Source organism: Blastococcus sp. Marseille-P5729 (assembly GCF_900292035.1).
In the GTDB taxonomy this organism is placed as follows: domain Bacteria; phylum Actinomycetota; class Actinomycetes; order Mycobacteriales; family Antricoccaceae; genus Cumulibacter.
This window is the reverse complement of the sequence record NZ_OMPO01000001.1, coordinates 219,963-245,312: the sequence shown is the minus strand read 5'-3', so window position 1 is coordinate 245,312 and position 25,350 is coordinate 219,963. Positions and strand designations below refer to the sequence as shown.

Annotated in this window: 24 protein-coding genes and 1 pseudogene; 7 read left to right on the top strand and 18 right to left on the bottom strand. The window is 69.4% G+C overall.

Annotation, left to right across the window (positions count from 1 at the left end; all coding sequences use genetic code 11):
* Positions 1 to 61 precede the first annotated feature (61 nt).
* The 3 genes from sufB to DAA40_RS01175 form a co-directional block, all read right to left on the bottom strand.
* The gene (sufB, locus tag DAA40_RS01185; protein ID WP_106847923.1) at positions 62 to 1,504 is read right to left on the bottom strand and encodes a Fe-S cluster assembly protein SufB; all 1,443 of its coding nucleotides are present in this window, start codon (positions 1,502 to 1,504) and stop codon (positions 62 to 64) included.
* Positions 1,505 to 1,572: 68 nt separating this feature from the next.
* Positions 1,573 to 2,283 (bottom strand): metalloregulator ArsR/SmtB family transcription factor, encoded by a 711-nt coding sequence (locus DAA40_RS01180; RefSeq protein WP_234356184.1) that lies wholly within the window; start codon positions 2,281 to 2,283, stop codon positions 1,573 to 1,575.
* Positions 2,284 to 2,369: 86 nt separating this feature from the next.
* On the bottom strand, positions 2,370 to 2,795 hold the full coding sequence (locus DAA40_RS01175) for a CBS domain-containing protein (protein ID WP_106847921.1): 426 nt from the start codon (positions 2,793 to 2,795) through the stop codon (positions 2,370 to 2,372).
* A gap of 96 nt (positions 2,796 to 2,891) precedes the next feature.
* On the opposite strand from DAA40_RS01175, the gene DAA40_RS01170 reads away from it, so the two are divergent.
* On the top strand, positions 2,892 to 3,839 hold the full coding sequence (locus DAA40_RS01170; protein WP_199849446.1) for a heme A synthase: 948 nt from the start codon (positions 2,892 to 2,894) through the stop codon (positions 3,837 to 3,839).
* Here the strand turns inward: DAA40_RS01170 and DAA40_RS01165 are convergent.
* The 4 genes from DAA40_RS01165 to DAA40_RS01150 all read right to left on the bottom strand — a co-directional run bounded on the left by DAA40_RS01165 (position 3,817) and on the right by DAA40_RS01150 (position 6,141).
* On the bottom strand, positions 3,817 to 4,359 hold the full coding sequence (locus DAA40_RS01165; RefSeq protein ID WP_106847920.1) for a hypothetical protein: 543 nt from the start codon (positions 4,357 to 4,359) through the stop codon (positions 3,817 to 3,819). The two genes, DAA40_RS01170 and DAA40_RS01165, sit on opposite strands and share 23 nt — an antisense overlap.
* Positions 4,360 to 4,512: 153 nt before the next feature.
* Positions 4,513 to 4,863, bottom strand: coding sequence for a hypothetical protein (locus DAA40_RS01160; RefSeq protein ID WP_106847919.1), 351 nt, complete (start codon positions 4,861 to 4,863; stop codon positions 4,513 to 4,515).
* Positions 4,864 to 4,908: 45 nt separating this feature from the next.
* Positions 4,909 to 5,112 (bottom strand): hypothetical protein, encoded by a 204-nt coding sequence (locus DAA40_RS01155; RefSeq protein ID WP_106847918.1) that lies wholly within the window; start codon positions 5,110 to 5,112, stop codon positions 4,909 to 4,911.
* 111 nt (positions 5,113 to 5,223) lie between these two features.
* Positions 5,224 to 6,141, bottom strand: a complete 918-nt coding sequence (locus tag DAA40_RS01150) for a heme o synthase (protein WP_106847917.1) — start codon at positions 6,139 to 6,141, stop codon at positions 5,224 to 5,226.
* 312 nt (positions 6,142 to 6,453) lie between these two features.
* Here DAA40_RS01150 and tkt point away from each other — a divergent pair, with 312 nt between their 5' ends.
* From tkt to pgl, 6 genes are read left to right on the top strand one after another with little or no spacing between them, the layout of a single operon-like run.
* A complete protein-coding gene (tkt, locus tag DAA40_RS01145) occupies positions 6,454 to 8,640 on the top strand; it encodes a transketolase (protein ID WP_234356183.1) in 2,187 nt (728 codons plus the stop codon).
* Positions 8,640 to 9,743 carry a transaldolase gene (gene tal / locus DAA40_RS01140; RefSeq protein ID WP_106847916.1) on the top strand — a complete coding sequence of 368 codons (1,104 nt, stop codon included), beginning with the start codon at positions 8,640 to 8,642 and terminating at the stop codon, positions 9,741 to 9,743. The genes tkt and tal overlap by 1 nt, the downstream gene beginning before the upstream one ends.
* Positions 9,744 to 9,798: 55 nt before the next feature.
* Positions 9,799 to 11,403, top strand: a complete 1,605-nt coding sequence (locus tag DAA40_RS01135) for a glucose-6-phosphate isomerase (RefSeq protein ID WP_106847915.1) — start codon at positions 9,799 to 9,801, stop codon at positions 11,401 to 11,403.
* A gap of 29 nt (positions 11,404 to 11,432) precedes the next feature.
* Positions 11,433 to 13,169 (top strand): glucose-6-phosphate dehydrogenase, encoded by a 1,737-nt coding sequence (gene zwf, locus DAA40_RS01130; RefSeq protein WP_234356182.1) that lies wholly within the window; start codon positions 11,433 to 11,435, stop codon positions 13,167 to 13,169.
* Positions 13,170 to 13,185: 16 nt separating this feature from the next.
* Positions 13,186 to 14,265 carry a glucose-6-phosphate dehydrogenase assembly protein OpcA gene (locus DAA40_RS01125; protein ID WP_106849180.1) on the top strand — a complete coding sequence of 360 codons (1,080 nt, stop codon included), beginning with the start codon at positions 13,186 to 13,188 and terminating at the stop codon, positions 14,263 to 14,265.
* Positions 14,262 to 15,002, top strand: coding sequence for a 6-phosphogluconolactonase (pgl, locus tag DAA40_RS01120; protein ID WP_106847914.1), 741 nt, complete (start codon positions 14,262 to 14,264; stop codon positions 15,000 to 15,002). The genes DAA40_RS01125 and pgl overlap by 4 nt, the downstream gene beginning before the upstream one ends.
* A gap of 5 nt (positions 15,003 to 15,007) precedes the next feature.
* Here pgl and DAA40_RS01115 read toward each other — a convergent pair.
* The 11 genes and pseudogenes from DAA40_RS01115 to uvrC all read right to left on the bottom strand — a co-directional run.
* A pseudogene (locus DAA40_RS01115) lies at positions 15,008 to 15,362 on the bottom strand (integrase core domain-containing protein); the annotation flags it as partial.
* Positions 15,363 to 15,480: 118 nt separating this feature from the next.
* Positions 15,481 to 16,110, bottom strand: coding sequence for a cysteine hydrolase family protein (locus DAA40_RS01110; RefSeq protein ID WP_199849445.1), 630 nt, complete (start codon positions 16,108 to 16,110; stop codon positions 15,481 to 15,483).
* A 143-nt stretch (positions 16,111 to 16,253) separates the two neighbouring features.
* A complete protein-coding gene (locus tag DAA40_RS01105; RefSeq protein WP_106847912.1) occupies positions 16,254 to 16,598 on the bottom strand; it encodes an RNA polymerase-binding protein RbpA in 345 nt (114 codons plus the stop codon).
* 83 nt (positions 16,599 to 16,681) lie between these two features.
* Complete coding sequence (gene secG / locus DAA40_RS01100; RefSeq protein ID WP_106847911.1) at positions 16,682 to 16,912, bottom strand: preprotein translocase subunit SecG; 231 nt, start codon at positions 16,910 to 16,912, stop codon at positions 16,682 to 16,684.
* Between the two features lie 124 nt (positions 16,913 to 17,036).
* A complete protein-coding gene (gene tpiA, locus DAA40_RS01095; protein ID WP_106847910.1) occupies positions 17,037 to 17,822 on the bottom strand; it encodes a triose-phosphate isomerase in 786 nt (261 codons plus the stop codon).
* A complete protein-coding gene (gene pgk / locus DAA40_RS01090; protein WP_106847909.1) occupies positions 17,819 to 19,021 on the bottom strand; it encodes a phosphoglycerate kinase in 1,203 nt (400 codons plus the stop codon). Before pgk ends, tpiA begins: the two co-directional genes overlap by 4 nt.
* A gap of 77 nt (positions 19,022 to 19,098) precedes the next feature.
* Entirely contained in the window at positions 19,099 to 20,103 is a 1,005-nt protein-coding gene (gene gap / locus DAA40_RS01085; RefSeq protein WP_106847908.1) for a type I glyceraldehyde-3-phosphate dehydrogenase, read from the bottom strand.
* A 144-nt stretch (positions 20,104 to 20,247) separates the two neighbouring features.
* Positions 20,248 to 21,228, bottom strand: coding sequence for a DNA-binding protein WhiA (whiA, locus tag DAA40_RS01080; protein ID WP_106847907.1), 981 nt, complete (start codon positions 21,226 to 21,228; stop codon positions 20,248 to 20,250).
* 106 nt (positions 21,229 to 21,334) lie between these two features.
* Positions 21,335 to 22,315 (bottom strand): uridine diphosphate-N-acetylglucosamine-binding protein YvcK, encoded by a 981-nt coding sequence (yvcK, locus tag DAA40_RS01075; protein ID WP_106849179.1) that lies wholly within the window; start codon positions 22,313 to 22,315, stop codon positions 21,335 to 21,337.
* 5 nt (positions 22,316 to 22,320) lie between these two features.
* The gene (gene rapZ, locus DAA40_RS01070) at positions 22,321 to 23,202 is read right to left on the bottom strand and encodes an RNase adapter RapZ (protein ID WP_234356181.1); all 882 of its coding nucleotides are present in this window, start codon (positions 23,200 to 23,202) and stop codon (positions 22,321 to 22,323) included.
* 37 nt (positions 23,203 to 23,239) lie between these two features.
* Positions 23,240 to 25,219 (bottom strand): excinuclease ABC subunit UvrC, encoded by a 1,980-nt coding sequence (gene uvrC / locus DAA40_RS01065; protein WP_106847905.1) that lies wholly within the window; start codon positions 25,217 to 25,219, stop codon positions 23,240 to 23,242.
* Positions 25,220 to 25,350: the final 131 nt, after the last annotated feature.

Here is a 25,350-nt window from a genome sequence, read left to right as displayed (position 1 = left end):
GTGGTAGCTCGTCGTCTGTCCGCGACAGCCGGCCGACCGGCTCGGGTGCCGTGCCTAGGCGTTAGCCCACCGCACCTTCCATCTGCAGTTCGATCAGGCGGTTGAGCTCCAACGCGTACTCCATCGGCAGCTCCTTGGCGATCGGCTCGACGAAGCCGCGCACGATCATCGCCATCGCCTCGTCCTCCTCCATGCCGCGCGACATGAGGTAGAACAGCTGATCCTCGCTGACCTTGGTCACGGTGGCCTCGTGGCCCATCGAGACGTCGTCGTTGCGGATGTCGACGTACGGGTAGGTGTCGGAGCGGCTGATCTGGTCGACCAGCAGCGCGTCGCACTTGACCACGGACGACGAGCCGTGGGCACGGGGGTTCACCCGCACCAGGCCGCGGTAGGAGGCGCGCCCGCCGCCGCGGGCGACGGACTTGGAGATGATCGAGGACGACGTGTGCGGCGCCAGGTGCACCATCTTCGAGCCGGCGTCCTGGTGCTGGCCCTCGCCCGCGAACGCGACCGAGAGCACCTCGCCGCGCGCATGCTCCCCGAGCATGAAGACCGCCGGGTACTTCATCGTGACCTTCGAGCCGATGTTGCCGTCGATCCACTCCATGGTCGCGCCCTCGTGCGCGTTCGCGCGCTTGGTGACCAGGTTGTAGACGTTGTTCGACCAGTTCTGGATGGTCGTGTACCGGCAGCGCGCGCCCTTCTTGACGATGATCTCGACGACCGCGGAGTGCAGCGAGTCGGACGAGTAGATCGGTGCGGTGCAGCCCTCGACGTAGTGAACGTAGGCGTCCTCATCGACGATGATCAGCGTGCGCTCGAACTGACCCATGTTCTCGGTGTTGATCCGGAAGTAGGCCTGCAGCGGGATCTCGACGTGCACGCCCTTCGGCACGTAGATGAACGAGCCGCCGGACCACACGGCGGTGTTCAGCGCCGAGAACTTGTTGTCGCCGGCGGGGATCACCGAGCCGAAGTACTCCTGGAACAGCTCCGGGTAGTCGCGCAGCCCGGTGTCGGTGTCGACGAAGATGACGCCCTGCTCCTCCAGGTCCTCGCGGATCTGGTGGTAGACCACTTCCGACTCGTACTGCGCGGCGACGCCCGCGACCAGCCGCTGCTTCTCCGCCTCGGGGATGCCGAGCTTGTCGTAGGTGTTCTTGATGTCCTCGGGCAGGTCCTCCCACGAGGTCGCCTGCTTCTCGGTGGAGCGCACGAAGTACTTGATGTTGTCGAAGTTGATGCCCGACAGGTCGGCGCCCCACTGCGGCATCGGCTTCTTCTCGAACAGCGACAGCGCCTTCAGCCGCGTGTCGAGCATCCACTCCGGCTCGTCCTTCAGCGCCGAGATCTCGCGGACGACCTGCTCGGACAGGCCCCGCTTGGCGATCGCGCCGGCCTCGTCGCTGTCGTGCCAGCCGTAGTTGTAGCGGCTCAGGGCCTCGATGTGCTCGTCCTGGGTCACCTCGACCGGAGTCTGCACGCCTTCAGTGGTGGTCATATCCAAAAACCTCTGATCTTCGGTATCGGGTAGCTGGTCGGACTGGTGGTTCTGGTAAACGGGGCGGGCTAGCAGACCCGCTGTCGGCCCGCGCCGCCGGTCACGAGGACGCCGCTGGGCACGTGCGTCGTACACACCCCGTCTCCTCTGGCGATGGTCGCCAGGCGTTGGACGTGGGTGCCGACCAGCCGGGCGATGACCTCGGTCTCGGCTTGGCACAGCTCGGGGAACTCCGCCGCGACGTGCGCGACCGGGCAGTGCCGTTGGCAGAGCTGCCCGCCGCTGGCGAGCGATTCCGCCGAGGCAGCATAGCCCTCGGCCGACAGCGCGGAGGCAAGGGCGTCCGCCCGGGCCACCGGGTCGTCGCCGGCGCCATCCATGGCGGCCAGGCACCGTGCTTCCAGACCGCTGACCTGCTGGTCGGCGAAGGCCCGGACCGCCTCGCGACCGCCGATCGCGCTCAGGTGGCGAAGCGCCGCGACCGCGAGGTCGTCGTAGGTGTGCGGGAGGGTGTCGCGCGCGGCCTCGGTCAGGCCGAACCGCCGAGCCGGACGGCCGCGGCGCCCGGCGGCCGCAGGCGCCTCCTCGACGATCCCGTCGGCCTGCATCGCATCGAGGTGCCGTCGTACGCCATTGGGCGTCATCGCCAGCGGCCGGGCCAGCTCGGCAGCGCTCTGCGGCCCGTGGTTGAGCAGCAGCGTGCTGATGCGCTCGCGCGTACGTCCATCACCGGTCGCGCCGTGCGCGCCGGTGGTGGAGACCGTCTGACCGAATTTCACAACAGACATGTTACCTAATTCGGCGCAGGGCTGGTGGTCAGGCGGCGCGGTGATCTATGAAACAGTCGGGCCCCGGCCCGCCGCGGTCACTGGTTGACGTAGCTGTGCAGCTGGTCCCGCTCGAACTGCAGCTCGTCGATCGCCGACTTCACGACGTCGCCGATGCTGATGATGCCGACCAGCTTGCCGTCGTCGAGCACCGGAAGATGCCGCACCCGCTGCTCGGTCATCTGCACCCGCAGCGACCCGACCTCGCTGCCGGGAGCGCAGGTGTTCGCCGCCTCGGTCATGATCGCGCTCACGGGCTTCTCGCTCAGCGGCTCGAGAGTCTGCAGGTTGCGGACGACGTCGCGCTCGGACACGATGCCGTCGAGCCGAGCCCCGTCGCTGCTCACGATGACCGCTCCAATGTTGTGCTCGGCGAGCAGCGCCACGAGCTCTCGGACCGTCGCATCGGGCGAGATCATCACGATCTCGCTGCCCTTGTGCTGTAGGACGTCGCGAACCTTCATGAGTGCGCTCCTCTACGCTCGGCGGTGGCGCTCATCGTAGGGTGGCCCGGCGAGGCCGCACAAGAACTGCGCCGCACGGCGACGTACCCTGGAGCCGTGCCTCTCCCACTGCCCGCTCCGACGCCGACCAACGTGCGGCGACTGTCCGTGGCCAACCTCCTGGCCAACATCGGCATCGTCGTGACCGGCGGCGCGGTGCGGCTCACCGGGTCCGGGCTCGGCTGCGCGCAGTGGCCGACCTGCAACGACGGCAACATCGTGCCGACGGCCGAGGACCCGATCCACACCTACATCGAGTTCCTCAACCGCACCCTGACGTTCGTGCTGGTGATCATCGCCCTGGGCACCTGGCTGGTCGTGCGGCGTCTCGATCCCCCGCGCAAGGACATGTCGCGCCTGGCATTCATGATCGGTCTGGGCATCCCGGCCCAGGCGGTCATCGGCGGTATCACCGTGCTGACTGGCCTGAACCCGTACACCGTCATGGCGCACCTGATGCTCAGCATGGTGCTGATCTACTGGTGCGCGGTGCTCTACCACCGGGCGCGACACCTGGACCGGGTCGTGCCCGACTACGCGGGCAAGGGCACCCACTGGCTGGCGCGGCTGCTGATGACCGCGACCTACCTCACGATGGGGCTGGGCACCTTCGTCACCGCCGCGGGGCCGCACGCGGGCGATCCGGAGGCCGGGCGCACCGGGTTCGACCCGGCGCTGCTGTCGCAGCTGCACGCGGATGCGGTGTTCCTGCTGGTCGGTGTCAGCCTGACGCTGCTGGTCCTGAGCGTCGTGCTGCACGACCGGTCGCTGCGGGCGGCCGCGCTGTGGCTGGTCGCCGTCGAGGTGGCTCAGGGCGTGGTTGGCTATACGCAGTACTTCACCGGCCTGCCGGAGCTGCTCGTCGGGATGCACCTCGTGCTCGCCGGTGCGATCATGGCTGCGGCGTCGTTCACGGCGGAGGAGCTGCGCTACGTGCGCCCCGGCAAGGTGCGCCCTCCGGCCGGCCCGGCGGCCGAGACGCTCAGTGTCGCGTCAGCGGAATGACGCTGTCGGACGCGTGGTCAGCGCCGGAGCCGATCGGCCGCAGCCGCGCGGCCGCCGCACCGACCGCGCCGTCCAGCGGATACCAGACCTCGCGCGCCGCGCGCGCCGTGTAGCGCCGATCGACTAGCCCGGTCGCGATGCTGGAATGCACCGGCGCTCGCGCGGCCTCGTACTCGTTCCAGATCGATGTCATCCGCGCCTGGGCGATGGTGATCTCCGCCGCGATGTCCTCAAGCACCTCGGCGTTGCGGCGGGCCGAGGCGCCGACCACGTCGAAGGCGTCCATGACCTGCTGCAGGTGCTGGCGCGCGCCGGCGCGAGCGGGCTCGTCGACCCCGGACTCCAGATGGTCGTCGTAGTCGCTCACCAGCTCGTCCAGTAGGTCCGCGACCTGGCGCCATTGCTCCCCCAGGGCCGCCGTGGTGGCGGCCTCGGCGGACAGCACGATCTCCCGCTGTTTCGCGATCGGCGGCGGCTCATCTCGGTGCAGCTGGGCCGGGTGGTCACTCATCGTGCTCACGGGCTCACCTCGAAACGCTGGTCCATTCATGCCGGCCGATAGGTACGTTCCGAGCGTAAGTCGGCACGGCAGCGCTGTGGTTCGCGCCACACGAGAGTTCACCGGGAGTGTGCGCAGTGTTCTCCTCTGCGAGTCAACTGGTTCTCGTTCGGATCAGCTGCCGCCGGGGCGCCCCTTGCCCATCAGCCCCCACTCGAACGCGGTGGTGCGCACGGCGCCGACGGCCTCGCGGCCCCACTCGCCCTCCGCGACCTCGAAACCGGCTCGCGCACAGGCGTCCATCGCGGCCTCGTGCGAGTCAACGACCTGGTCGCCGTACCGTCCGTCGTCGGCGACGACGACAATCCGGCTGCGGTTGGCCGAGACGTGCTCGACGTACACGTGCTTGGCGCCCCCGTGCGCGGAGGCAAACTTGCCCAGTCGCTTGGCTGCGGTCGCGGCCTGCTCGGCATGCTCGCTGTCGGACTGGGCGGTGGGGCGGACGTCGTCGGCGGCTTCGCTCATACGCACCACAATAGCCCCCTGGCCGCGGGCCGATCGACGCGCGACTCAGCGCGGGGTGGACCGGCCCCGCGCCAGGGCGGCAAGCAGCTCGGTGGTGTGCGCGCGCAGGCTCTGCACCGCCCGGTCGTGGGCATCGACGAGGTGGGCCGTGTGCGGGACGACGGGCAGGCTCAGCGGCTGGGCCAGCAGGTCGGTGACGGCCGCTCCGATCGCGAGCATCCGTTGGTCGGTCATCCCCCGGTCGCTCACGCCTACCTCCGTATGGCTCGGTGCTGAAGATGATCGCGTGAGCACTGAGGCTGGTGGTGAAATCGGGGTGGCCGCGAGGTGACCACGGGCGCAAGAGTAAGCCCACTTGCGCTACAGGACGGCGTCCACCGCGATCAGCAGGAAGACCAAGGTCAGGTACACATTAGACATGTGGAACACGCGCATGGGCGCGATTGGGGCGCCGCGGACGGTCCGCACGTGCAGCCGGCCGGTCTCTGCCAGGAACCACAGTCCGAGCAGCAGCACGGTCACGCCGTAGACCGGGCCGGTGGCGACCGGCCACAGCCAGACCGAGCAGCCGACCATCGCCACCGCGTGGGCCAGCATCTGGGCGGTGACCGCCTTCGGCTCGGCGACCACCGGGAGCATCGGGACGTTCGCGGCCGCGTAGTCGTCGCGGTACTTGATCGCCAGCGCCCAGAAGTGCGGCGGCGTCCAGAAGAAGATGATCAGGAACATGATCACGGGGGCCAGTGCCAGGGACCCGGAGACCGCCGCCCAGCCGATGAGCACCGGCATGCAGCCCGCTGCACCACCCCACACGATGTTCTGCGAAGTGCGGCGCTTGAGGATCATCGTGTAGAGGACGACGTACAGCAGAATGGCCAGGATGTTCAGGCCAGTGGCGAGCGGCGTCGTGAAGTACCAGAACACGGCGGTCGACGCCGCGCCGAGCACCACGCCGAACACGAATGCGCTGCGGGGTGCGACGACGTGCCGCACCAAGGGTCGCCGCCGGGTCCGGTGCATCACCGAGTCGATGTCGCGGTCCACGTAGCAGTTCAGCGCGTTGGCCGACCCGGCCGAGAGCATCCCGCCGATCAGGGTCTGCACGATCAGCCACACGGAGCCGACTCCCCCGGCGGCCAGCATCATTGCCGGGACAGTAGTGATCAACAGCTGCTCGATGATCCGCGGCTTCGTCAGCGCGACGTACGCCTTGAGCACGTCGAGGGCGGTGGCCCGCTGCTGAGGCGGCGTGGAGGCATCCAGGGTGTGCGCGCTCATCGCCCACCTCGCCGGCGCGCCGGGGCGGGCCGTTCGGACGAGGGGGCGAGCAGGTGCACAGGAGCCGCGATTCTGTCGAGGACGAGATGTACGGAGGGTCGCGCGGACGGCGCACGACGACACCTCATTCTAGCCGGTGGCGCAACCGTCGGGCAGGACCGGCCGGCGTGGGAACCCTCACCACCTGTACACCGGTGAAATCGGCATTCCCCTGTCGCCTCCCGGTGTGGCAGACGTCGGGCTGGGACTACGCTGGCGGCGACGGGATCCTCCCCGGTTCCCACCTGTGCGTAGACCTAAGGAGCCTCACCAGTGACCGACCGCAGCGTGCCGCTCACCGTCCTCCCCGAGGGCTGGTCACAGACCGACCAGCTGGCCATCGACACCGCCCGGGCGCTGGCGATGGACGCCGTCCAGAAGGTCGGGAACGGCCACCCCGGCACCGCGATGAGCCTGGCGCCTGCGGCGTACTACCTGTTCCAGCAGGCGATGCGGCATGACCCCAGCGACCCGGACTGGGCCGGGCGCGACCGGTTCGTGCTCTCGTGCGGCCACTCCAGCCTGACGCTGTACATCCAGCTGTTCTACAGCGGCTACGGCCTGGAGCTGGGCGACCTCGAGGCGCTGCGCACCTGGGGATCGTTGACACCGGGGCACCCCGAGCACGGCCACACCCGCGGTGTCGAGATCACCACCGGCCCGCTCGGCTCCGGCCTCGCCTCTGCCGTGGGCATGGCAATGGCGGCCCGCCGCGAACGGGGGCTGCTCGACCCGGACGCCCCCGCGGGTGAGAGCCTCTTCGACCACCATATCTTCGTGATTGCCTCGGACGGCGATCTGCAGGAGGGCGTCAGCCACGAGGCGTGCTCGCTCGCGGGCACCCAGCAGCTCGGCAACCTGGTCGTGCTCTACGACGACAACAAGATCTCCATCGAGGACGACACGAAGATCGCCTTCACCGAGGATGTCTCGGCTCGCTACGAGGCGCTCGGCTGGCAGGTCATCGACGTCGACTGGGTCTCGGAGTCCGGCTACGAGGAGAACCTCGTCGCGCTCGCGGACGCCGTCCAGAGCGCCAAAGCAGAAACCGCGCGCCCCACCTTGATCAACCTGCGCACCATCATCGCCTGGCCGGCTCCAGGCAAGCAGGGCACCGGCAAGGCACACGGGTCCGCGCTCGGCGAGGACGAGGTAGCGGCCACGAAGGAGATCCTGGGACTGGACCCGGTGAAGAGCTTCGACGTCCCCGATGACCTGCTGGCCCACACCCGCAAGGTCATCGAGCGCGGCCGGGCGGCCCGTCGTGAGTGGGATGAGCGCTTCGCCGCCTGGCGCGACGCCAACCCCGAACGGGCGGATCTGTACTACCGCATGCGCGAGCGCCGGCTGCCCGGCGGTTGGGAGGAGGCGCTGCCCACCTTCGACGCCGATCCGAAGGGCATCGCGACCCGCGCGGCGTCCGGCAAGGTGCTCGCCGCCCTCGCCGCTCCCCTGCCCGAGCTGTGGGGCGGCTCGGCCGACCTCGCCGAGTCGAACAACACCACGATGGAAGGCGAGCCGTCGTTCATCCCGGCCGAGAACCAGACCAAGACGTGGTCCGGCGACCGCTACGGCCGCACGCTGCACTTCGGCGTCCGGGAGCACGCGATGGGCTCGATCCTCAACGGCATCGCCCTGCACGGCGGAACCCGCGTCTACGGCGGCACCTTCCTGGTGTTCTCCGACTACATGCGCGGCGCGGTACGGCTCGCCGCACTGATGCAGCTCCCGGTCACCTACGTCTGGACTCACGACTCGATCGGGCTCGGGGAGGACGGCCCCACGCACCAGCCGATCGAGCATCTCGCGGCGCTGCGCGCGATCCCCGGCCTGGACGTCGTCCGCCCCGGCGATGCCAACGAGACCGCCGCCGCCTGGCAGGCGATCCTCGGGCACACCGACCGCCCGGCGGCGCTCGCGCTGTCGCGCCAGGCCATGCCTACCCTCGACCGGACCGTCCATGCCTCGGCCGAGGGCGTGGCTCGCGGCGGGTACGTCCTCAAGGACACCGACGGCACGCCCGACGTGATCCTCATCGGCACCGGATCCGAGCTGCACCTCGCCGTCGAGGCGGCCGAGTGGCTCGAGGAGACCGGCACGAAGGCCCGCGTGGTGTCGATGCCGTGCCTTGAGTGGTTCGAGGAGCAGGACCAGTCCTACCGCGACGAGGTACTTCCGCCGTCGGTCCGGGCCCGGGTCAGCGTCGAGGCCGGAGTGGCCATGCCGTGGTACCGGCTGATCGGTGATGCGGGCCGCGCGATCGCCATCGAGCACTTCGGTGCCTCGGCGTCCGCCGGCGTGCTGTTCGAGAAGTTCGGCTTCACCGCCGAGAAGGTCGTCGAGGCGGCGCAGGCGTCGATCGCGGCGGCTGGGGACGGACCGGCGAACATTCATCGGGTCGTGAACGAGCCCGAGCAGGAAGCCAGCTCCTACCAGACCGCGGAGGGTGAGAAGGCCTGATGAACACCAACGAGAACCTCGCCGAGCTGTCCCGACAGGGAGTGGCCGTCTGGCTGGACGACCTCTCCCGCGAGCGGATCGTCTCCGACGACTTGCAACGGCTGATCGACGAGCGCTCCGTCGTGGGCGTGACGACCAACCCGTCGATCTTCCAGGCCGCGATCGGAGGATCGGACCAGTACGACGACCAGATCCGTGATAGCGCCATCCTCGGCATGTCCGTGGACGAGGCGGTGCGCTCCATCACCACCCGCGACGTCCGCGCCGCGTGCGACGTGCTGCGCCCGATCTACGAGGCGTCGGGCGGCCGCGACGGCCGGGTATCGATCGAGGTCGATCCACGGTCGGCGCACGACGAGGAGAAGACCACCGCCGAGGCCGCGTTGCTGTGGTGGATGGTGGACCGCCCCAACCTGTTCATCAAGATCCCGGCGACCGACCAGGGCATCCCGGCGATCGCCGATGCGATCGCGGCCGGGATCAGCGTCAACGTCACCCTGATCTTCAGCCTCGCGCGCTACCAGCAGGTCATGGACGCCTACATCAGCGGCATCGAGCGCCGGCTCGCCGACGGTGGGTCGGTGCAGAACCTCGAGTCGGTGGCGTCCTTCTTCGTGAGCCGCGTCGACACCGAGATCGACGACCGGCTCGAGAAGATCGGCGGCGACGCCGCCGCATTGAAGGGCAAGGCGGGCGTGGCCAACGCCCAGTTGGCCTACGAGGCGTACGAGCAGACCTTCGGCAGCGACCGCTGGGCCCGGCTGGAGGCGCAGGGCGCACGGCGGCAGCGTCCGCTGTGGGCCTCGACCGGAGTGAAGAACCCCGACTACCCCGACACGCTTTATGTCTCCGAGCTGATCGCCGAGGGCACGGTCAACACGATGCCCGAGAAGACCCTCGAGGCGTACGCCGACCACGGTAGCTCCGGCACCCCGATCACCCGTTCCTACGCGCAGGCCCACAAGGTGATGGACTCCGTGTCGGCCGCGGGCGTGGATCTCACCGACGTGTTCGCCGTCCTCGAGCGCGAGGGCGTGGCGAAGTTCGAGACGGCGTGGGCCGAGCTCTACGAGACGGTCTCCACCGCGCTGAGCGAGAGCTAGCAGCGCGACCTTCCATCAGCGAGCGTTCATCCACCAGCGAGCGACTAGGAGAGCCATGCACCTCGACTACCGAGCCCCCGACGACCTCGCCAGGGCCGTCGAACGTCTCGTCGACGACCAGATCGCCTCGAAGATCGCCGCTCAGAATCCCACGCTGTGGGGCAAGGAGGCCGAGGAGGAGTCCGCCAAGCGGCTCGGCTGGGTGAGGCTGCCGCAGACCTCGCGGCCGTTGCTGGCCGAGATCGAGGCGCTGCAGGCCGAGCTGCGTGAGGAGGGCGTCACCCGCGTAGTCCTCGCCGGCATGGGCGGCAGCTCCCTTGCGCCAGAGGTCATCTGCGCCAGCGACGGCGTCGAGCTGGTCACGCTCGACACCACCGACCCGGGGCAGGTCGCGGCGGCGTTCGCCACCGACCTCGAACGCACCGTCGTGGTGGTGTCCTCGAAGTCGGGCGGAACCGTCGAGACCGACTCTCACCGGCGGACCGCCGAGCAGCTGCTCTCCGACGCGGGCATCGACCCGGCGTCGCGCATCGTGGTCGTCACTGACCCAGGATCGCCACTGCAGAAGGCGTCCGAGGAAGCCGGGTACCGCAAGGTGTTCCTCGCCGACCCGAGCGTCGGCGGCCGCTACAGCGCCCTCACCGCGTTCGGCCTGGTGCCCTCGGGCCTGGCCGGGGCCGACATCTCCGCCCTGCTGGACGACGCCGCCGATGTCGCCGGAGATCTCGCAGCCGACTCCATCGACAACCCGGCACTCGTGCTCGGTGCCCTGATGGCGGCCGCGGAGCGCTCCGGCTCCGAGAAGCTGGTGTTCGCCCCGGCCGGGACCGCCAACGAGGGCTTCGCGGACTGGGTCGAGCAGCTGATCGCCGAGTCGACCGGCAAGCAGGGCAAGGGCATCCTGCCGGTCGCGGTGGCCGGTCGCGACTCCCCCGGCTTCGCCGACGCGGGCGGCGACGCGGTGAAGGTCGCCTTGGGCACCGGTCCGGTACCCAACGGCGGCGCGGCGTACGCCGTCGCCAACGACGGCCCCCTCGGTGCCCAGTTCCTGCTGTGGGAGACCGCGACCGCCGTCGCCGGTCACCTGATCGGGATCAACCCATTCGACCAGCCGAACGTCGAGGAGGCCAAGGCGATGGCCCGCGAGCTGCTCGACGCGCCGTCCGGCGCCGCGGCGGAGGAGCCGCTCCTGCAGGACGACGTGCTAGCCGTCTACGCCTTCGGCGATGAGCTCACCGGCTGCGACTCGCTCGAGGACGCGATCGGCCGGCTCATCGCGGCCGTGCCGGACGCCGGATATCTCGCCGTCATGGCCTACCTCGACCGGATGCGGGACACCGCGATCGAGCCGATCCGCGACGAGCTGGCTCGCCGCGCCGGCACCCAGGTGACCTTCGGGTGGGGTCCGCGTTTCCTGCACTCCACCGGCCAGTACCACAAGGGCGGGCACCAGAATGGCGCCTTCCTGCAGATCACCGCCGACTGCGAGAGCGACCTGGCAGTGCCTGGGCGAGGCTACTCCTTCCACACCCTGCAGCTGGCGCAGGCAGCGGGTGACGGCGCCGTCCTCGCCGACAAGAACCGTCCCGTGCTGCGAGTGCACTTGAAGGATCGTGCGGCCGGCATTCGCGCCGTCCTCGCGGCAGTGCGCGTCAGCTGAGCCGTCCCGAGCGCGTGAGGGAGGTCCGCGTGAGCAGTTCCACTGGCGGAACCCAGAAGTCGACGGGTCGCACGGCGCCCACCAAGAAGAGGCAGAACAAGAAGCGGTGGGACAACGATCAGACCCCACCTCCGTCGAGCCAGGTGATGAGCGGAACCAGCGAGGTAGCGCCGGTCAAGGCCGCAGCTGCGTCGGTGATCACGCCCGCGACCGGCGAGGGGTACGTCGCCGCGTCGTCGGTGAACCGCTCCGCCAACCCGCTGCGCGATCCCCAGGACCGGCGGCTGCCGCGGGTGCCCGAGCCCTGCGCGCTCGTGGTGTTCGGCATCACCGGCGATCTGGCCCGCAAGAAGCTGCTTCCGGCGATCTACGATCTGGCCCACCGCGGCCTGCTTCCGGCGAACTTCGTGCTGCTGGGGTTCGCCCGCCGCGATTGGGGGGACGGTGACTTCGCGCAGCTGGCGCACGACTCGGCGCGGCAGCACGCGCGCACGGCCTGGGACGAAGGCGTCTGGGCGCGGCTGGCCGACAACATCAAGTTCGTCCCCGGAGACTTCGCGGACGACGCCGCGTTCGACGCGCTCGCCCGCACCCTGGACGGGCTCAGCATCTCGCACGGGGTGCAGGGGAACGCCGCCTTCTACCTGTCCATCCCGCCGGCCTTCTTCGAGGACGTGCTGCGGCAGCTGGAACGCACCGGGATGGCCGACAACGACCAGGCCGGGGGCTGGCGGCGAGTCGTCGTGGAGAAGCCGTTCGGGCATGATCTTGCCTCGGGAAAGCGACTGAACCACGTCGTCGATTCGGTGTTCGGCTGGCGCGACGTGTATCGGATCGACCACTACCTCGGCAAAGAGACGGTGCAGAACCTGTTCGCCTTCCGGTTCGCGAACATGATGTTCGAGCCGATCTGGAACTCCAACTACGTCGACTCCGTGCAGATCACGATGGCTGAGGCGGTCGGGATAGCCGGCCGGGCTGGCTTCTATGACGCGGCTGGCGCCGCCCGCGACGTTCTGCAGAACCATCTGCTGCAGCTGCTCGCGCTCACGGCGATGGAGGAGCCGGTCCGGTTCATCCCCTCGGCCATCCGCACCGAGAAGCTCAAGGTGCTCCGGGCGATCAGCCTGCCGCAGAACCTCGAGGGGCATGCGGTCCGCGGCCAGTACCAGCAGGGCTGGCTCGCCGGGGAGCGGGCAGTCGGCTACACCTCCGAGGAAGGAATCCCGAAGGACTCGACGACCGAGACGTATGCCGCAGTCAAGCTGCACGTGGAGACCAGGCGGTGGGCCGGCGTCCCGTTCTACCTCCGCACGGGCAAGCGGCTGCCCAGGCGGGTCACTGAGATCGCGCTGAACTTCAAGAAGGCACCGCACCTGCCCTTCGCCCCGACGGACACGGAGGAGCTGGGACACAACCAGCTCGTGGTCCGGGTCCAGCCCGACGAGGGCGTCACCTTGCGGTTCGGCTCGAAGGTGCCCGGAACCGTGATGGAGGTACGCGACGTCGCGATGGACTTCCTCTACGGCGAGACCTTCACCGAGTCCAGCCCGGAGGCGTACGAGCGCCTGCTGCTCGACGTCCTGCTGGGCGATGCCACCCTGTTCCCGCTCAATGAGGAGGTGGAGGCTTCGTGGGCGGTCATCGATCCGCTGGAGGAGTTCTGGGCCGGCCAGGAGCCGGCGCCCTACCGCGCGGGCGAGTGGGGACCGAAGGAGGCCGACGAGATGCTCGCGCGTGACGGCCGCGCGTGGCGTCGACCATGACGAGGAGGGGAAGGCGATGACCACCCTGTGGGACACCACCGGCACGGCCGTCGTGAAGGCGCTGGCCGCCGAGCGACGCACCGGCGGCGCGGTCACCTCGGGCAACGCGCTCACGCTCGTCGTCGTAGTCGACGAGAAGTACATCGCGGACGCCGAGCGGGCGGCGGCGAAGGCCGCGGCGATGAATCCCTGCCGGCTGCTGATCGTCGTACGCCGGGAGCTCGACGCGCCCAAGCCTCGCCTTGACGCCGAGATCCTGGTCGGGGGCCGATTGGGGCCGGGCGAGGCGATCGTCATGCGCATGTACGGCCGGCTGGCGCTGCACGCTGAGTCGGTCACCCTTCCGCTGCTCGCCCCCGACGCGCCCGTGGTGACCTGGTGGCACGGCCCACCACCGGAGCTGATCGCGACGGACGCCGTCGGCGTCCACAGCGATCGCCGGATCACCGACTGCGGCTGGCTCGACGCAGGCGGCCAGGGGCTGCTGCAACGGGCCCGCGACTACGCTCCCGGTGACACCGACCTGGGCTGGACCCGCACGACCCAATGGCGCTCCGCACTCGCGTCGTCCTTCGACTCGGTCACCGACACCCCGCGGTCGGCGAAGGTGCTCGGCTCGCCCGAGGCGCCCGCGTCGCTGCTGCTGGCCGGCTGGCTCAGCAGCCGGCTGCGCATCGACTGCCCGGTCAAGCCGACCAAGCGCGGCACCGGCCAGACCGGCATCGGCGGCGTCGAGATCTCCTTCGGTGCCAAGGCGAAGCTCAAGGTCCTGCGGGACGGCGGTGACCTGGTCATCAGCCGCACCGGGCAGCGTGACCAGCGTCTGTCCATCATCGAGCGCGACCTCGGAGACCTGCTCACCGAGGAGCTGCGACGGCAGGGCGCCGACGACACCTACGCGGAGGCGCTCTCTGCCGCGACCGGCGTCCCCGACCTGTCCGCGCGGCACTACCTGCGGACGCACATCTGGGTGGACCCGGAGCGCCCAGCGACGAAGAACGGCAGCAAGGCGCTGCACAAGCAGGCCGCCGCGCAGATCGACGACGGACCCCGCACCGCTCGGGCGCGGGGCAGAGTGGAGGAAGCCTCATCATGACCGTGGACCTGGAGGTGCTGCCGGACGCAGGCTCGGTCGCCCGCCGCGCGGCGATGCTGTTCGTCGAGACCGTGCGCGCCGCGCACGCCGATGGCCGAGACGCGCACGTCGTCGTGACCGGGGGCGGCACGGGCATCTCCGTGCTCGCCGAGATCGCTCAGCACGCAGACGAGCTCGACTGGGCGCGGGTGCACGTGTGGTGGGGTGACGAGCGGTTCGTGCCGCACGACTCGAACGACCGCAACGACGTGCAGGCCGACGAGGCGCTGCTGGCCCAGGTGGTCATCCCGACCGAGCAGGTGCACCGTGTCCCGGCCTCGGACGGCCCCTACGGTGACGACCCCGACGCCGCGGCCGCCGCGTACGCCGAGGAGTTGGCCCGTCACGCCCCCGCCGGCGCGCCGGGCCCGCTGTTCGACGTACTCATGCTCGGGATGGGAGAGGAGGGGCACACCGCCTCGATCTTCCCGCACTCCCCCGCGGCAGCCGATGCGCGCCCAGTGTGCGCCGTCCGGGACTGCCCCAAGCCTCCGCCCACGCGGGTCACGATGACGTGGGAGCTGCTCTCGCACGCCACCGAGGTGTGGATGATGACCACCGGCGCAGGCAAGGCCGCCGCAGTCGAGGCGGCGCTGAGCGGAGCCGACCGGATGGCGGTCCCCGCAGCGGGTCCGCAGGGCCGCGAACGGACCCGGTGGCTGCTCGACCAGTCGGCGGCCGGCAGGCTGCCCAGCTAGGACTGCTAGATGTACTGATCGGGGACGTTGGTCAATCGTGAGAGGGGCGGCTGGTTGCCGCAGGCCGTGTGGGGCCGGTGGTGGTTGTAGTAGTGCAGCCAGCCGGCGAGTTCCCCCCCGGCGTTCGGTCTCGGAGGTGTAGCAGCGGGCGTAGGCCCAGCCGTCGGCCAGGGTGCGGTGGAAGCGCTCGATCTTGCCGTTGGTCTGCGGCCGATAGGGCCGGGTGCGCTTGTGCCTGACTCCGAGCTCGGTACAGGTGTCGCGCCACAGATGTGAGCGGTAGGCGCCGCCGTTGTCGGACAGCACCCGCTCGACGGTGACGCAGCGATGGTTGAACCACTCGACGGCCCTGACCAGGACGAAGGGAGACTACTCGCTCCGGAACTTGTCCCCTGGGTGAGACCACGGGCGTTGCGGCAGCCCCTGCCGGACTGGTGAACGCGTGCTGTGGCTCCGTACTACCGCGCGGCGCTGGTTCCTACCGGAGGTGTTCGCTGACGTCGTGCGTGCCGACGTGCTGCACGCCGATGAGGGTGAGGTCAGCGAGCCGATCGGGGGTGGCCTGGGAGACGGCGTCGGTGGCGACGGCGGCGCGCAGGTCGCGTTCGGTGGCGTCGAACAGGGTGCCTCGGGGGCAATTGGGCAGGTTGCAGCCAGCGACGAGGACCGAGGTGACACCGCGATTGGTGAGCCAGTCGAGTAGCTGGGTGCGGTAGAAGGCGCTCCAGCGGGGCTTGTACATGATGACCTCGTCGGCCGTGAGCTGCTGGAGGTCACCGCGCAGGAGCGCGGCCGCGTCCAGGGGCACCTCACGTCCCTGGGTCAGTTGGACCGGGATCTGGGCTCCGTGGCTGTTGGGGGCGACAACCTGGAGGCCGCCCTCGATGTCGGCGCGCCGGATCGGGTCGGCGTCGCTGCTGCCCGGTTCGTAGATCCGGATGGCGTGGACGATGGGCCGCCCCGCTGTGCGGAAGATGTCGAGCAGCTCGGTGATGGTGGGCAGGATCTCGGTGGTGCCGGCGACGGGCATGGCTCCATCGATGAAGTCGTTCTGCGCGTCGATGACGATCAGGGCGACGTTGTTCCAGTCGATCGAGGTGTAGTCCATGAGACGAGTCTGACGCACCGCTGTTCGGTCAGGTTCACGGTTCGGCATCCTGGACTCGGCATCCTCGGCGCTAAACGGGACGTCCGCTCATCGATATGACCGCGCTGTTACGACCGCTCGATCAACGTCTCCGGTCAGTACAGCTAGATCTCGCCTCGGCGCGCCCGCAACTTCTGCAGCGCCTCGTCGAGCAGCGCGGCGCCGTCGGCGTCCGTACGCCGCTCCCGGACGTAGGCGATGTGAGTCTTGTAGGGCTCGGCGCTGCGTGCGGCGGGCGGGTTCTCGGCATCCTTGCCGGCGGGCATGCCGCACTTGGGGCAGTCCCACTCGTCGGGAATGTCGGCGTCCACGGCGAAGGTCGGCTTGGAGGTGTGGCCGTTGGCGCAGTGGAACTCCACGCGAGTCCGCGGCGCGGCCTGCCCGCGTTCGTTCTCGCCGCTCGGTCCAGCGCCGACACGGGTGCCGCGGATGACGTTTCCGTTGGCCATGCTTCTCCTCGATGGTCGAATCCCAGTGGTGTGGAATCACCGAAAGAGGCCCGGCCGGTCGGCCGGGCCTCGGACTTGTTCGATTAAGGCTTGTAGAGCAGTCCCAGCACCACGATGCACGCCAGCCAGACGATCGTGCAGAAGACCGTCAAATAGTTCAGATTCTTCTCGACGACCGAGGAGCCGGACAGCTGGGAGGACATCGACCCACCGAACATCGACGACAGACCACCGCCGCGTCCCCTGTGGAACAGGACGAGGACGATGAGCACGATGCTCGAGAGAATCAGGCCGATCTCGAAGAGCAGCTTCACTGGTGGGGCTCCTGGTGTGTCGGGGCGCTCAAGGGCGCCCACAGGGATACCCCGCCACGGGCGCAGGTCGCGCACCACACCTCGTCGAGCGCCCGGTCGCGTGCCGGGCGCTCGACGAGGGCGGTCAGGAGGCGGGTACCGACTGCGCGCAGATCGTCGCGAACTGGTCGCCGTCCAGGCTTGCTCCGCCCACCAGGGCGCCGTCGACGTCCGGCTGGGCGGCCAGCGCGGCGGCCGAGTCGGGCTTGACCGAGCCGCCGTACAGGATCCGGACCCGGTCGGCCAGGTCACCGCTGTAGAGATCGGCAAGGCGGTCGCGGATCGCCGAGCACACCTCCTGGGCATCCTCGGGGGTCGCCGTCTTGCCGGTGCCGATCGCCCAGACGGGCTCGTACGCGATGACGACGTCCTGCGCCTGCTCGGCGGCGATCCCGGCCAACGAACCGTCGATCTGGGCGACGACGTGCGCGACGTGCTCGCCCGCCTCGCGCACGTCGAGTCCCTCGCCGACGCACACGATCGGCACGATGCCGTTCTGGAACGCGGCTGTGGCCTTCGCCGCGACCACGGCGTCGTCCTCGTGGTGGTACTGGCGACGCTCGGAGTGCCCGACCACGACGTACCGGCAGCCGAGCTTGGCCAGCATCTGACCGCTGACCTCGCCCGTGTAGGCGCCCGAATCGTGCTGGGAGATGTCCTGAGCGCCGTAGCCGATCTGCAGCTTGTCCCCGTCGATCAACGTCTGCACGCCGCGGATCGACACGAACGGCGGGAGGACGACGACCTCGACGTCGTCGTACACCTTGTCGTTCAGGCTGAAGGCGATCTTCTGCACCAGCGCGATCGCCTCAAGGTGGGTCAGGTTCATCTTCCAGTTGCCGGCGACCAGCGGCTTGCGTACCGTGCTCATCCCTGCTCCTCCAGTACCGCGATGCCCGGGAGCTGCTTGCCCTCGAGGAACTCAAGAGATGCGCCACCGCCGGTCGAGATGTGCGAGAAGCGGTCCTCGCCCACGCCCAGCTGCCGGACGGCCGCCGCGGAGTCGCCACCGCCGACCACCGAGAAGGCATCGCCCGCGGCGATGGCCTCGGCGACACCGCGCGTGCCCTCGGCGAACGGCGCCATCTCGAACACGCCCATCGGTCCGTTCCAGAAGACTGTCTTCGCGCCGTCCAGCGCCGCGGCGAACTGCTTCACCGACTCGGGACCGATATCCAAGCCCATCAGGTCGGCCGGGATCTGATCGGCGGCGTGCACCGAGGCCGGCGACTCGGCCTTGAACTCGGCCGCGCATACCACGTCCACCGGCAGCACGAGCTTGTCACCGTTGTCGGCCAGCAGCTGCTTGCAGGTGTCGATCTGGTCCTGCTCCAGCAGCGACGTGCCGACCGAGTGGCCCTGCGCCGCAAGGAAGGTGAAGCACATCCCGCCGCCGACCAGCAATCGGTCGACCTTCGGCAGCAGCGACTCGATGACGGCGAGCTTGTCGCTGACCTTGCTGCCGCCGAGGACGACGACGTACGGGCGCTCGGGGTTCTCGGTGAGCCTGCGCAGCACCGTGACCTCGGCCTCGACCAACCCCCCGGCGTACGCCGGGAGCCGCTTGGCGATGTCGTACACGGACGTCTGCGCGCGGTGGACCACGCCGAAGCCGTCGGAGACGTAGGCGGCGTCCTCGCCGACGAGGTCCACGAGGTCCTGGGCGAGCGTGGCCCGCTCACTCTCGTCCTTGCTGGTCTCGCGGGGATCGAAGCGGACGTTCTCGAGCAGGACGACGTCGCTGTCCGACATGCTCGCGACCTCGTCCTTGGCGCTGTCACCGACCAGATCGGTGGCCAGGGCGACGTCGCGGCCGAGCAGCTCGCCGAGCTTGTCGGCGACCGGGGCCAGCGAGTACTTCGGGTCCGGCTCGCCCTTCGGGCGGCCGAGGTGGGCCAGGACGATGACGCGCGCGTTGGCCTCGATGAGCGCGGTCAGGGTGGGGACGGTGGCCTCGATACGGCCGGCGTCGGTGATCTGCTCACCGTCGAGCGGGACGTTCAGGTCGGCGCGCACGAGCACGTTGCGGCCGACCGGGCCCTCGGCGAGAAGGTCCTGGAGGTCCTTCATGTGGTTCTCCTTGGCAGATGGTGGGTGACCAGAAATGCCTCACTCCCGGGCGTGGGAGTGAGGCATTCGCGGTGACGCTAGAGGGACTTGCCGACGAGGTCGACGAGGTCGACTATGCGGTTGGAGTAGCCCCACTCGTTGTCGTACCAGCCGACGACCTTGACCTGGTTGCCGATCACCTTCGTCAGGCCCGAGTCGAAGATGCAGGACGCCGGGTCGGTCTCGATGTCCTTGGAGACGATCGGGTCCTCGGTGTAGACCAGCTTGCCCTTCATGGCGCCCTCGGCGGCCTTCTTGATGATCTCGTTGACCTCCTCGACCGACGTCTCACGGCTGGCCTCGAAGGTGAGGTCGGTGGCCGAGCCGGTCGGGGTCGGCACGCGCAGCGCGTAGCCGTCGAGCTTGCCCTTCAGCTCGGGCAGCACGAGGGCCACGGCCTTCGCGGCGCCGGTCGAGGTGGGGACGATGTTCAGGGCGGCGGCGCGGGCACGGCGCAGGTCCTTGTGCGGGCCGTCCTGCAGGTTCTGGTCCTGGGTATAGGCGTGGATGGTGGTCATCAGGCCCTTGACGATGCCGAGGCCGTCGTTGAGCGCCTTGGCCATGGGGGCCAGGCAGTTGGTGGTGCACGAGGCGTTGGAGATGATGGTGTGCTTCGCGCCGTCGTACAGGTCGTCGTTGACGCCCATGACGATGGTGATGTCCTCGTTCTTGGCCGGGGCGGAGATGATGACCTTCTTGGCGCCGGCGTCGATGTGCGCCTTGGCCTTCTCGGCGTCGGTGAAGATGCCGGTGGACTCGACGACGATGTCGGCGCCGAGGTCGCCCCACGGCAGCGCGGAGGGATCCTTCTCGGCGAAGGCCTTGAAGGTATGGCCGCCAGCGGTGATGTCGGTGTCGGTCGAGGTGACCTCGCCCTCGAAGCGGCCGAGGATGGAGTCGTACTTCAGGAGGTGCGCGAGGGTGGCGTTGTCGGTCAGGTCGTTCACGCCGACGATCTCGATGTCAGCGCCGCTGTCGACCACAGCGCGGTAGAAGTTGCGTCCGATGCGGCCAAAACCGTTGATTCCTACTTTGACGGTCACGTGCTGATTCTCCTCAGACTCTGGCGCCCGGCATCGGCGAAGGGCCGCGACGCGGGATCACTTTGACGCCTCCACCCTATCGCTGGGCGCGCCAGAAACGACCCGGGGCGTTTGTGATGTGCTACCTCACCCACCGCAGGTGGGCTACTGGGCGAGCATGTCGTCGGTGACTGCCGACTCGGTGTCGGGGATGCCGCGCTCGTGGGCGCTCTTGTCTGCCAGGGCCAGCAGCCGCCGGATTCGGCCGGCGACGGCGTCCTTTGTCATCGGGGGGTCGGCGAGCTGACCGAGCTCCTCGAGGGAGGCCTGGCGGTGCTCGAGGCGTAGCCGGCCGGCGAACAGCAGGTGGTCGGGGACGTCGTCACCGAGGATCTCCAGCGCCCGCTCCACCCGCGCGCTCGCGGCCACCGCCGCTCGAGCCGAGCGCCGCAGGTTGGCGTCGTCGAAGTTGGCCAGCCGGTTGGCGCTGGAGCGGATCTCACGACGCATCCGGCGCTCCTCCCACGCCAGGACGCTCTGGTGGGCGCCGATGCGGGTGAGCATCGCGGCGATCGCGTCGCCGTCCCGCAGCACGACGCGGTCGGCCCCGCGCACCTCCCGGGCCTTCGCGGTGATGCCCAGCCGGCGGGCGGCGCCGACCAGAGCGAGCGCGGCCTCGTGACCGGGGCAGGTGATCTCCAGCGCGGCCGATCGGCCGGGCTCGGTCAGAGAGCCGTGCGCGAGGAAGGCCCCGCGCCAGGCGGACTCGCACTCGGAGGTACCGCCTGCGACGACGGCCGGCGGCAGCCCGCGTACCGGGCGGCCGCGCAGGTCGATCAGTCCGGTCTGGCGGGCCAGCGCGTCCCCGTCGTGTGCCACGCGCACCACGAACCGGCTGCCCTTGCGCAGGTTGCCCCCGCTGACCATCTGGACCTCGGCGGTGATGCCGTAGAGCTCGCCGATGTCGCGATGCAGCCGCCGCGCCACCGCGCCGGTGTCGAGCTCGGCCTCGATCACGATCTTGCCGCCGACGAGATGCAAACCGCCAGCAAGTCGCAGGATGGTGGCGACCTCCGCCTTGCGGCAGCTGGTCTTGGTGACCTCGACCCGGCACAGCTCGGCTTTTACGTCGGCGGTCATCGCCATGGGTCGACCTCTCAAGCTCAGTGGGCGGTACCGGACGGGCGCAGCGTCGTCCGCGATCCCCCATTGTGCACGGCCGTCCTGCCGGGCCGCCACGGGAACGAGCGGCCTACTTCGTGGTGAGCGCCGCACGCAGCGCGGCCGCGTACTTATCTGGATCGTGCGCGTTCACCGATCGTTCGGAGCCCAGATCGGCGACGATCAGCTCGGCGCCAATCTCCGCGCAGGCCTCTTCGAGACCCGCAGTGCCCTCGACCGCCGTCTCGTCGGCGATGACGCCGTCGAGCCGCAGATTCGGGGCGTGCGCGGTGAAGGTCGTGAGCAGCTCGGTGAGCGTGAAGTTGTCGGTCTCGCCAGCCTCCGGAGCGAGGTTCAGCGACACGAACCGCTTGGCCTTCGTCGTCTCCATGGACCGCCTGAGGTCGGGCACCAACAGGTGTGGCAGCACCGAAGAGAACCATGAGCCGGGGCCCAGGATGACGGCGTCCGCGTCGGCGATGGCGGCGCACGCCTGCGGACAGCCCGGCGGATCGTCGGGCAACAGCTCGATGGACTCGACCCGCCCGGGCGTGGTTGCGACCGCGACCTGGCCACGGATCCGTCGCCTGTCGCTCGGGTGGTCCGGGTCGATGCCGGAGACTGCAGCGGCGATCTCCAGCGGCACCAGCGACATCGGCAGCACTCGCCCGACGGCGCCGACGACTCGACCGACGGCATCGAGCGCCGCGACCGGGTCCCCGTGCAGGACTTCCGTGACACCGGTCAGCAACAGGTTGCCGACGCTGTGACCGGCCAGGGCACCCACCCCGCCGAAGCGGTGCTGCAGGACCTCCGCGACGAGCTGGTGCCACTCGTCAGCCGACGCGAGCGCGGCTAACGCCATCCGCAGGTCCCCCGGCGGCAGCACCGGAAGCTCCCGCCTGATCCGGCCGCTGGACCCGCCGTCGTCCCCGACGGTCACCACGGCGGTGATCCGACCCGCGACGCGCCGTAGCGCGGTGAGGGTCGCCGTCAATCCGTGACCGCCGCCGAGGGCGACCACCTTTCCGATGACCGGATCGGGGATCGGGTTCGTGGGGATCACGCTCATGCCGATCACTCCCTGCCTAGGTCTCGGTGGACGACGCGGACATCGATGTCGGGGCCGGCCAGGCGAGAGCCGAGCTCGCGGGCCATCGCGACCGATCGGTGCTTGCCGCCGGTGCAGCCGACCGCGATCGTCAGGTAGCGCTTGCCCTCTCTGCGGTAGCCGGGGATCACCGTGTCGACGAGCGCGTCGAGGTGGTCGAGCGCCTCGGACGCGCCATCCTGGGCGAGCACGTAGTCACTGACCTTGGCATCAGTTCCGTTGTACGGCCGCAGGTCGGGGTCCCAGTGCGGGTTGGGCAAATATCGTGCGTCGAACACCATGTCGGCGTCCCGGGGAAGCCCGTACTTGAAGCCGAAGGACTGGACGGTGATGCGCACCTGGCGCCCGACCGGGGTGTCGAAGACCTCCTCGAGCCGGCGCCGCAGGTCGTGTACGGACAGGTCGCTGGTGTCGACCAGCAGGTCGGCCAGTCCCCGGAGCGGCTCGATCATCTCGCGCTCCGCGGCGATGCCGTCGAGGATGGTGCCGTCACCCTGGAGGGGGTGAGCGCGCCGCACGTTCTCGAACCGTCGGACGAGGATGTCCTCCGATGCCGACAGGAACACGATGGTGGGTCGGACCCCGCGCTCGGCGAGCATGTTGATCAGGGTCACCGTCCCGCCGGGAAAGACCCGGCTGCGCACATCGGTGACGATCGCGACGCGTTCGATCGTCGATCCTTCGGCGGCCAGGCGCACCACCTCCGGGATCATCGTCGGCGGCAGGTTGTCGACAACGTAGTAGCCGAGATCCTCCATGACCCGAGCGGCCGTGCTGCGTCCGGCGCCGGAGGACCCGGTCAGCAGGACGACCTCGATATCACGCGGCTGGGCGGCGGTGGTCTCCACGGGAAGCCTTCCTGTCGTGCGGTCAGCTAGCACCAACCTATTGCGTGTCGAGCACCTCGCCGGTCGTGGGGTCCACGGCGACCGGCTGCTCGGTGCCGTCGTCCAAGGCATCAAGGATCGACCGGGCGGTGGCCGGGCCGATGCCGGGAACCGCGGTGAGCGCCTCCACGCTTGCCTGCCGCAAGGATCGTACGCTGCCGAAGCTCGCGAGCAGCGCCTTGCGCTTGGCCTCCCCGAGTCCGGGAATGCCGTCGAGCGTCGAGGTGAGCATCGCCTTGCCGCGCTTCTGCCGGTGGAAGGCGATCGCGAACCGGTGAGCCTCGTCGCGGATCCGCTGGACCAGATACATCGCCTCTGAGGTCCGCGGGAGGATGTAGGGTTCGCTCTCCCCCGGCACCCAGATCTCCTCCAGCCGTTTGGCGATGCCGATGACCGCGATGTCGGTGATGCCCAGCTCGGTGAGTGCGTCCGAGGCTGCCGCGACTTGTGGGGAGCCTCCGTCGACGATGAAGAGGTTGGGCGGGTAGGCGAAGCGGCGCGGGCGTCCGGTCTGCTCGTCGGTGCCGCCGACGGGATCAACGAGGTGGCGCTTGAACCGGCGGGTGACGACCTCGGCGATCGCAGCAGTGTCGTCCACGCCCTCCCCGGCACGTGCCTGGTGGACGTCGATCGACTCACCGCCACGCATCGCTCCGCGTATTGAGAAGCGTCGATAATCGGACTTCTTCGGCAGACCGTCCTCGAACACGACGAGGCTGGCCACGACGTTCGTGCCCTGCACGTGCGAGACGTCGACACACTCGATCCGCAGTGGCGCGTCGTTCAGCGCGAGCGCCTCCTGCAGCTCCCCCAGCGCCTGGGACCGCGCGGTCAGGTCGCTGGCCCGCTTGAGCCGGTGCTGGGTGAAGGCTTCCTGCGCGTTGCGCTGCACGGTCTGCAGCAGGTCCTTCTTGGCACCGCGCCGCGGGACGGCGATGCTGACCTGCGAGCCGCGCAGCTCCGATAGCCGCTTTGCGACCGCATCGGCGTCCGGCGGGAGCTCGGGCACCAGGATGGTGCGCGGGATCGTGGTGGCCGGCTCGTCGGAGTCGTAGACCTGCAGCAGGTACTGCTCGACCAGCTGCGCGGTGGTGACCTCCTCGACCTTGTCGACGACCCAGCCGCGGCGTCCGCGCACCCGTCCACCGCGGACGTAGAACACCTGGACGGCGGCCTCGAGATCGTCCTGGGCGAACGCGACGACGTCGCAGTCGGTGCCGTCGGGAAGGACGACGGCGTTCTTCTCGGTCACCTTGGTCAAGGCCGCAAGGTCGTCGCGGATCCGCGCGGCGCGCTCGAACTCGAGATTCTTCGACGCCTCCTGCATCTGCCGGCGCAGCCGGGCCTCGATGCGGTCGGTCTTGCCGGCCATGAACTCACAGAAGTCGTCGACGATCGCGCGATGCTCCTCGGCAGTCACTCGCCCGATGCATGGTGCGGAGCACTTGTCCAGGTAGCCGAGCAGGCACGGACGGCCCATCTGCCCGTGCCGTCTGAACACGCCGTTGCTGCAGGTGCGGGCAGGGAACACGCGGGTCAGCAGGTCGAGCGTCTCGCGGATAGCCCACGCGTGGGCATACGGACCGAAGTACCGCACGCCCTTCTTCTTCGGTCCGCGCATGACCTGCAGCCGGGGAAACTCCTCGTTGAGCGTCACCGCGAGGCTCGGGTAGGACTTGTCGTCGCGATAGCGCACGTTGAACCGCGGGTCGAACTCCTTGATCCAGGAGTACTCCAGCTGCAGCGCCTCGACCTCGGTGGTGACCACCGTCCAGTCGACGCGAGCACCGGTCATCACCATCTGCCGGGTGCGGGTGTGCAGCGCGGTGATGTCCTGGAAGTACGACGACAGCCGGCTGCGCAGGCTCTTGGCCTTGCCGACGTAGATGACCCGGCCGGCCTTGTCGTAGAACCGGTAGACCCCCGGCTGGTCGGGGATCGTCCCCGCTGCCGGGCGGTAGCTGGCCGGATCCGCCACCGTCGCCTCCTCGTTCGCCGCGCGTCTCGCGGCCCACCACTGTAGTGCGCCCGGCCGACATCGCCGCCGGGTGAGACGGCGGGCTTCAGGTGTGCAAGAGGGCTTCCCCTCCGCAAGCGGGGAAAAATCCC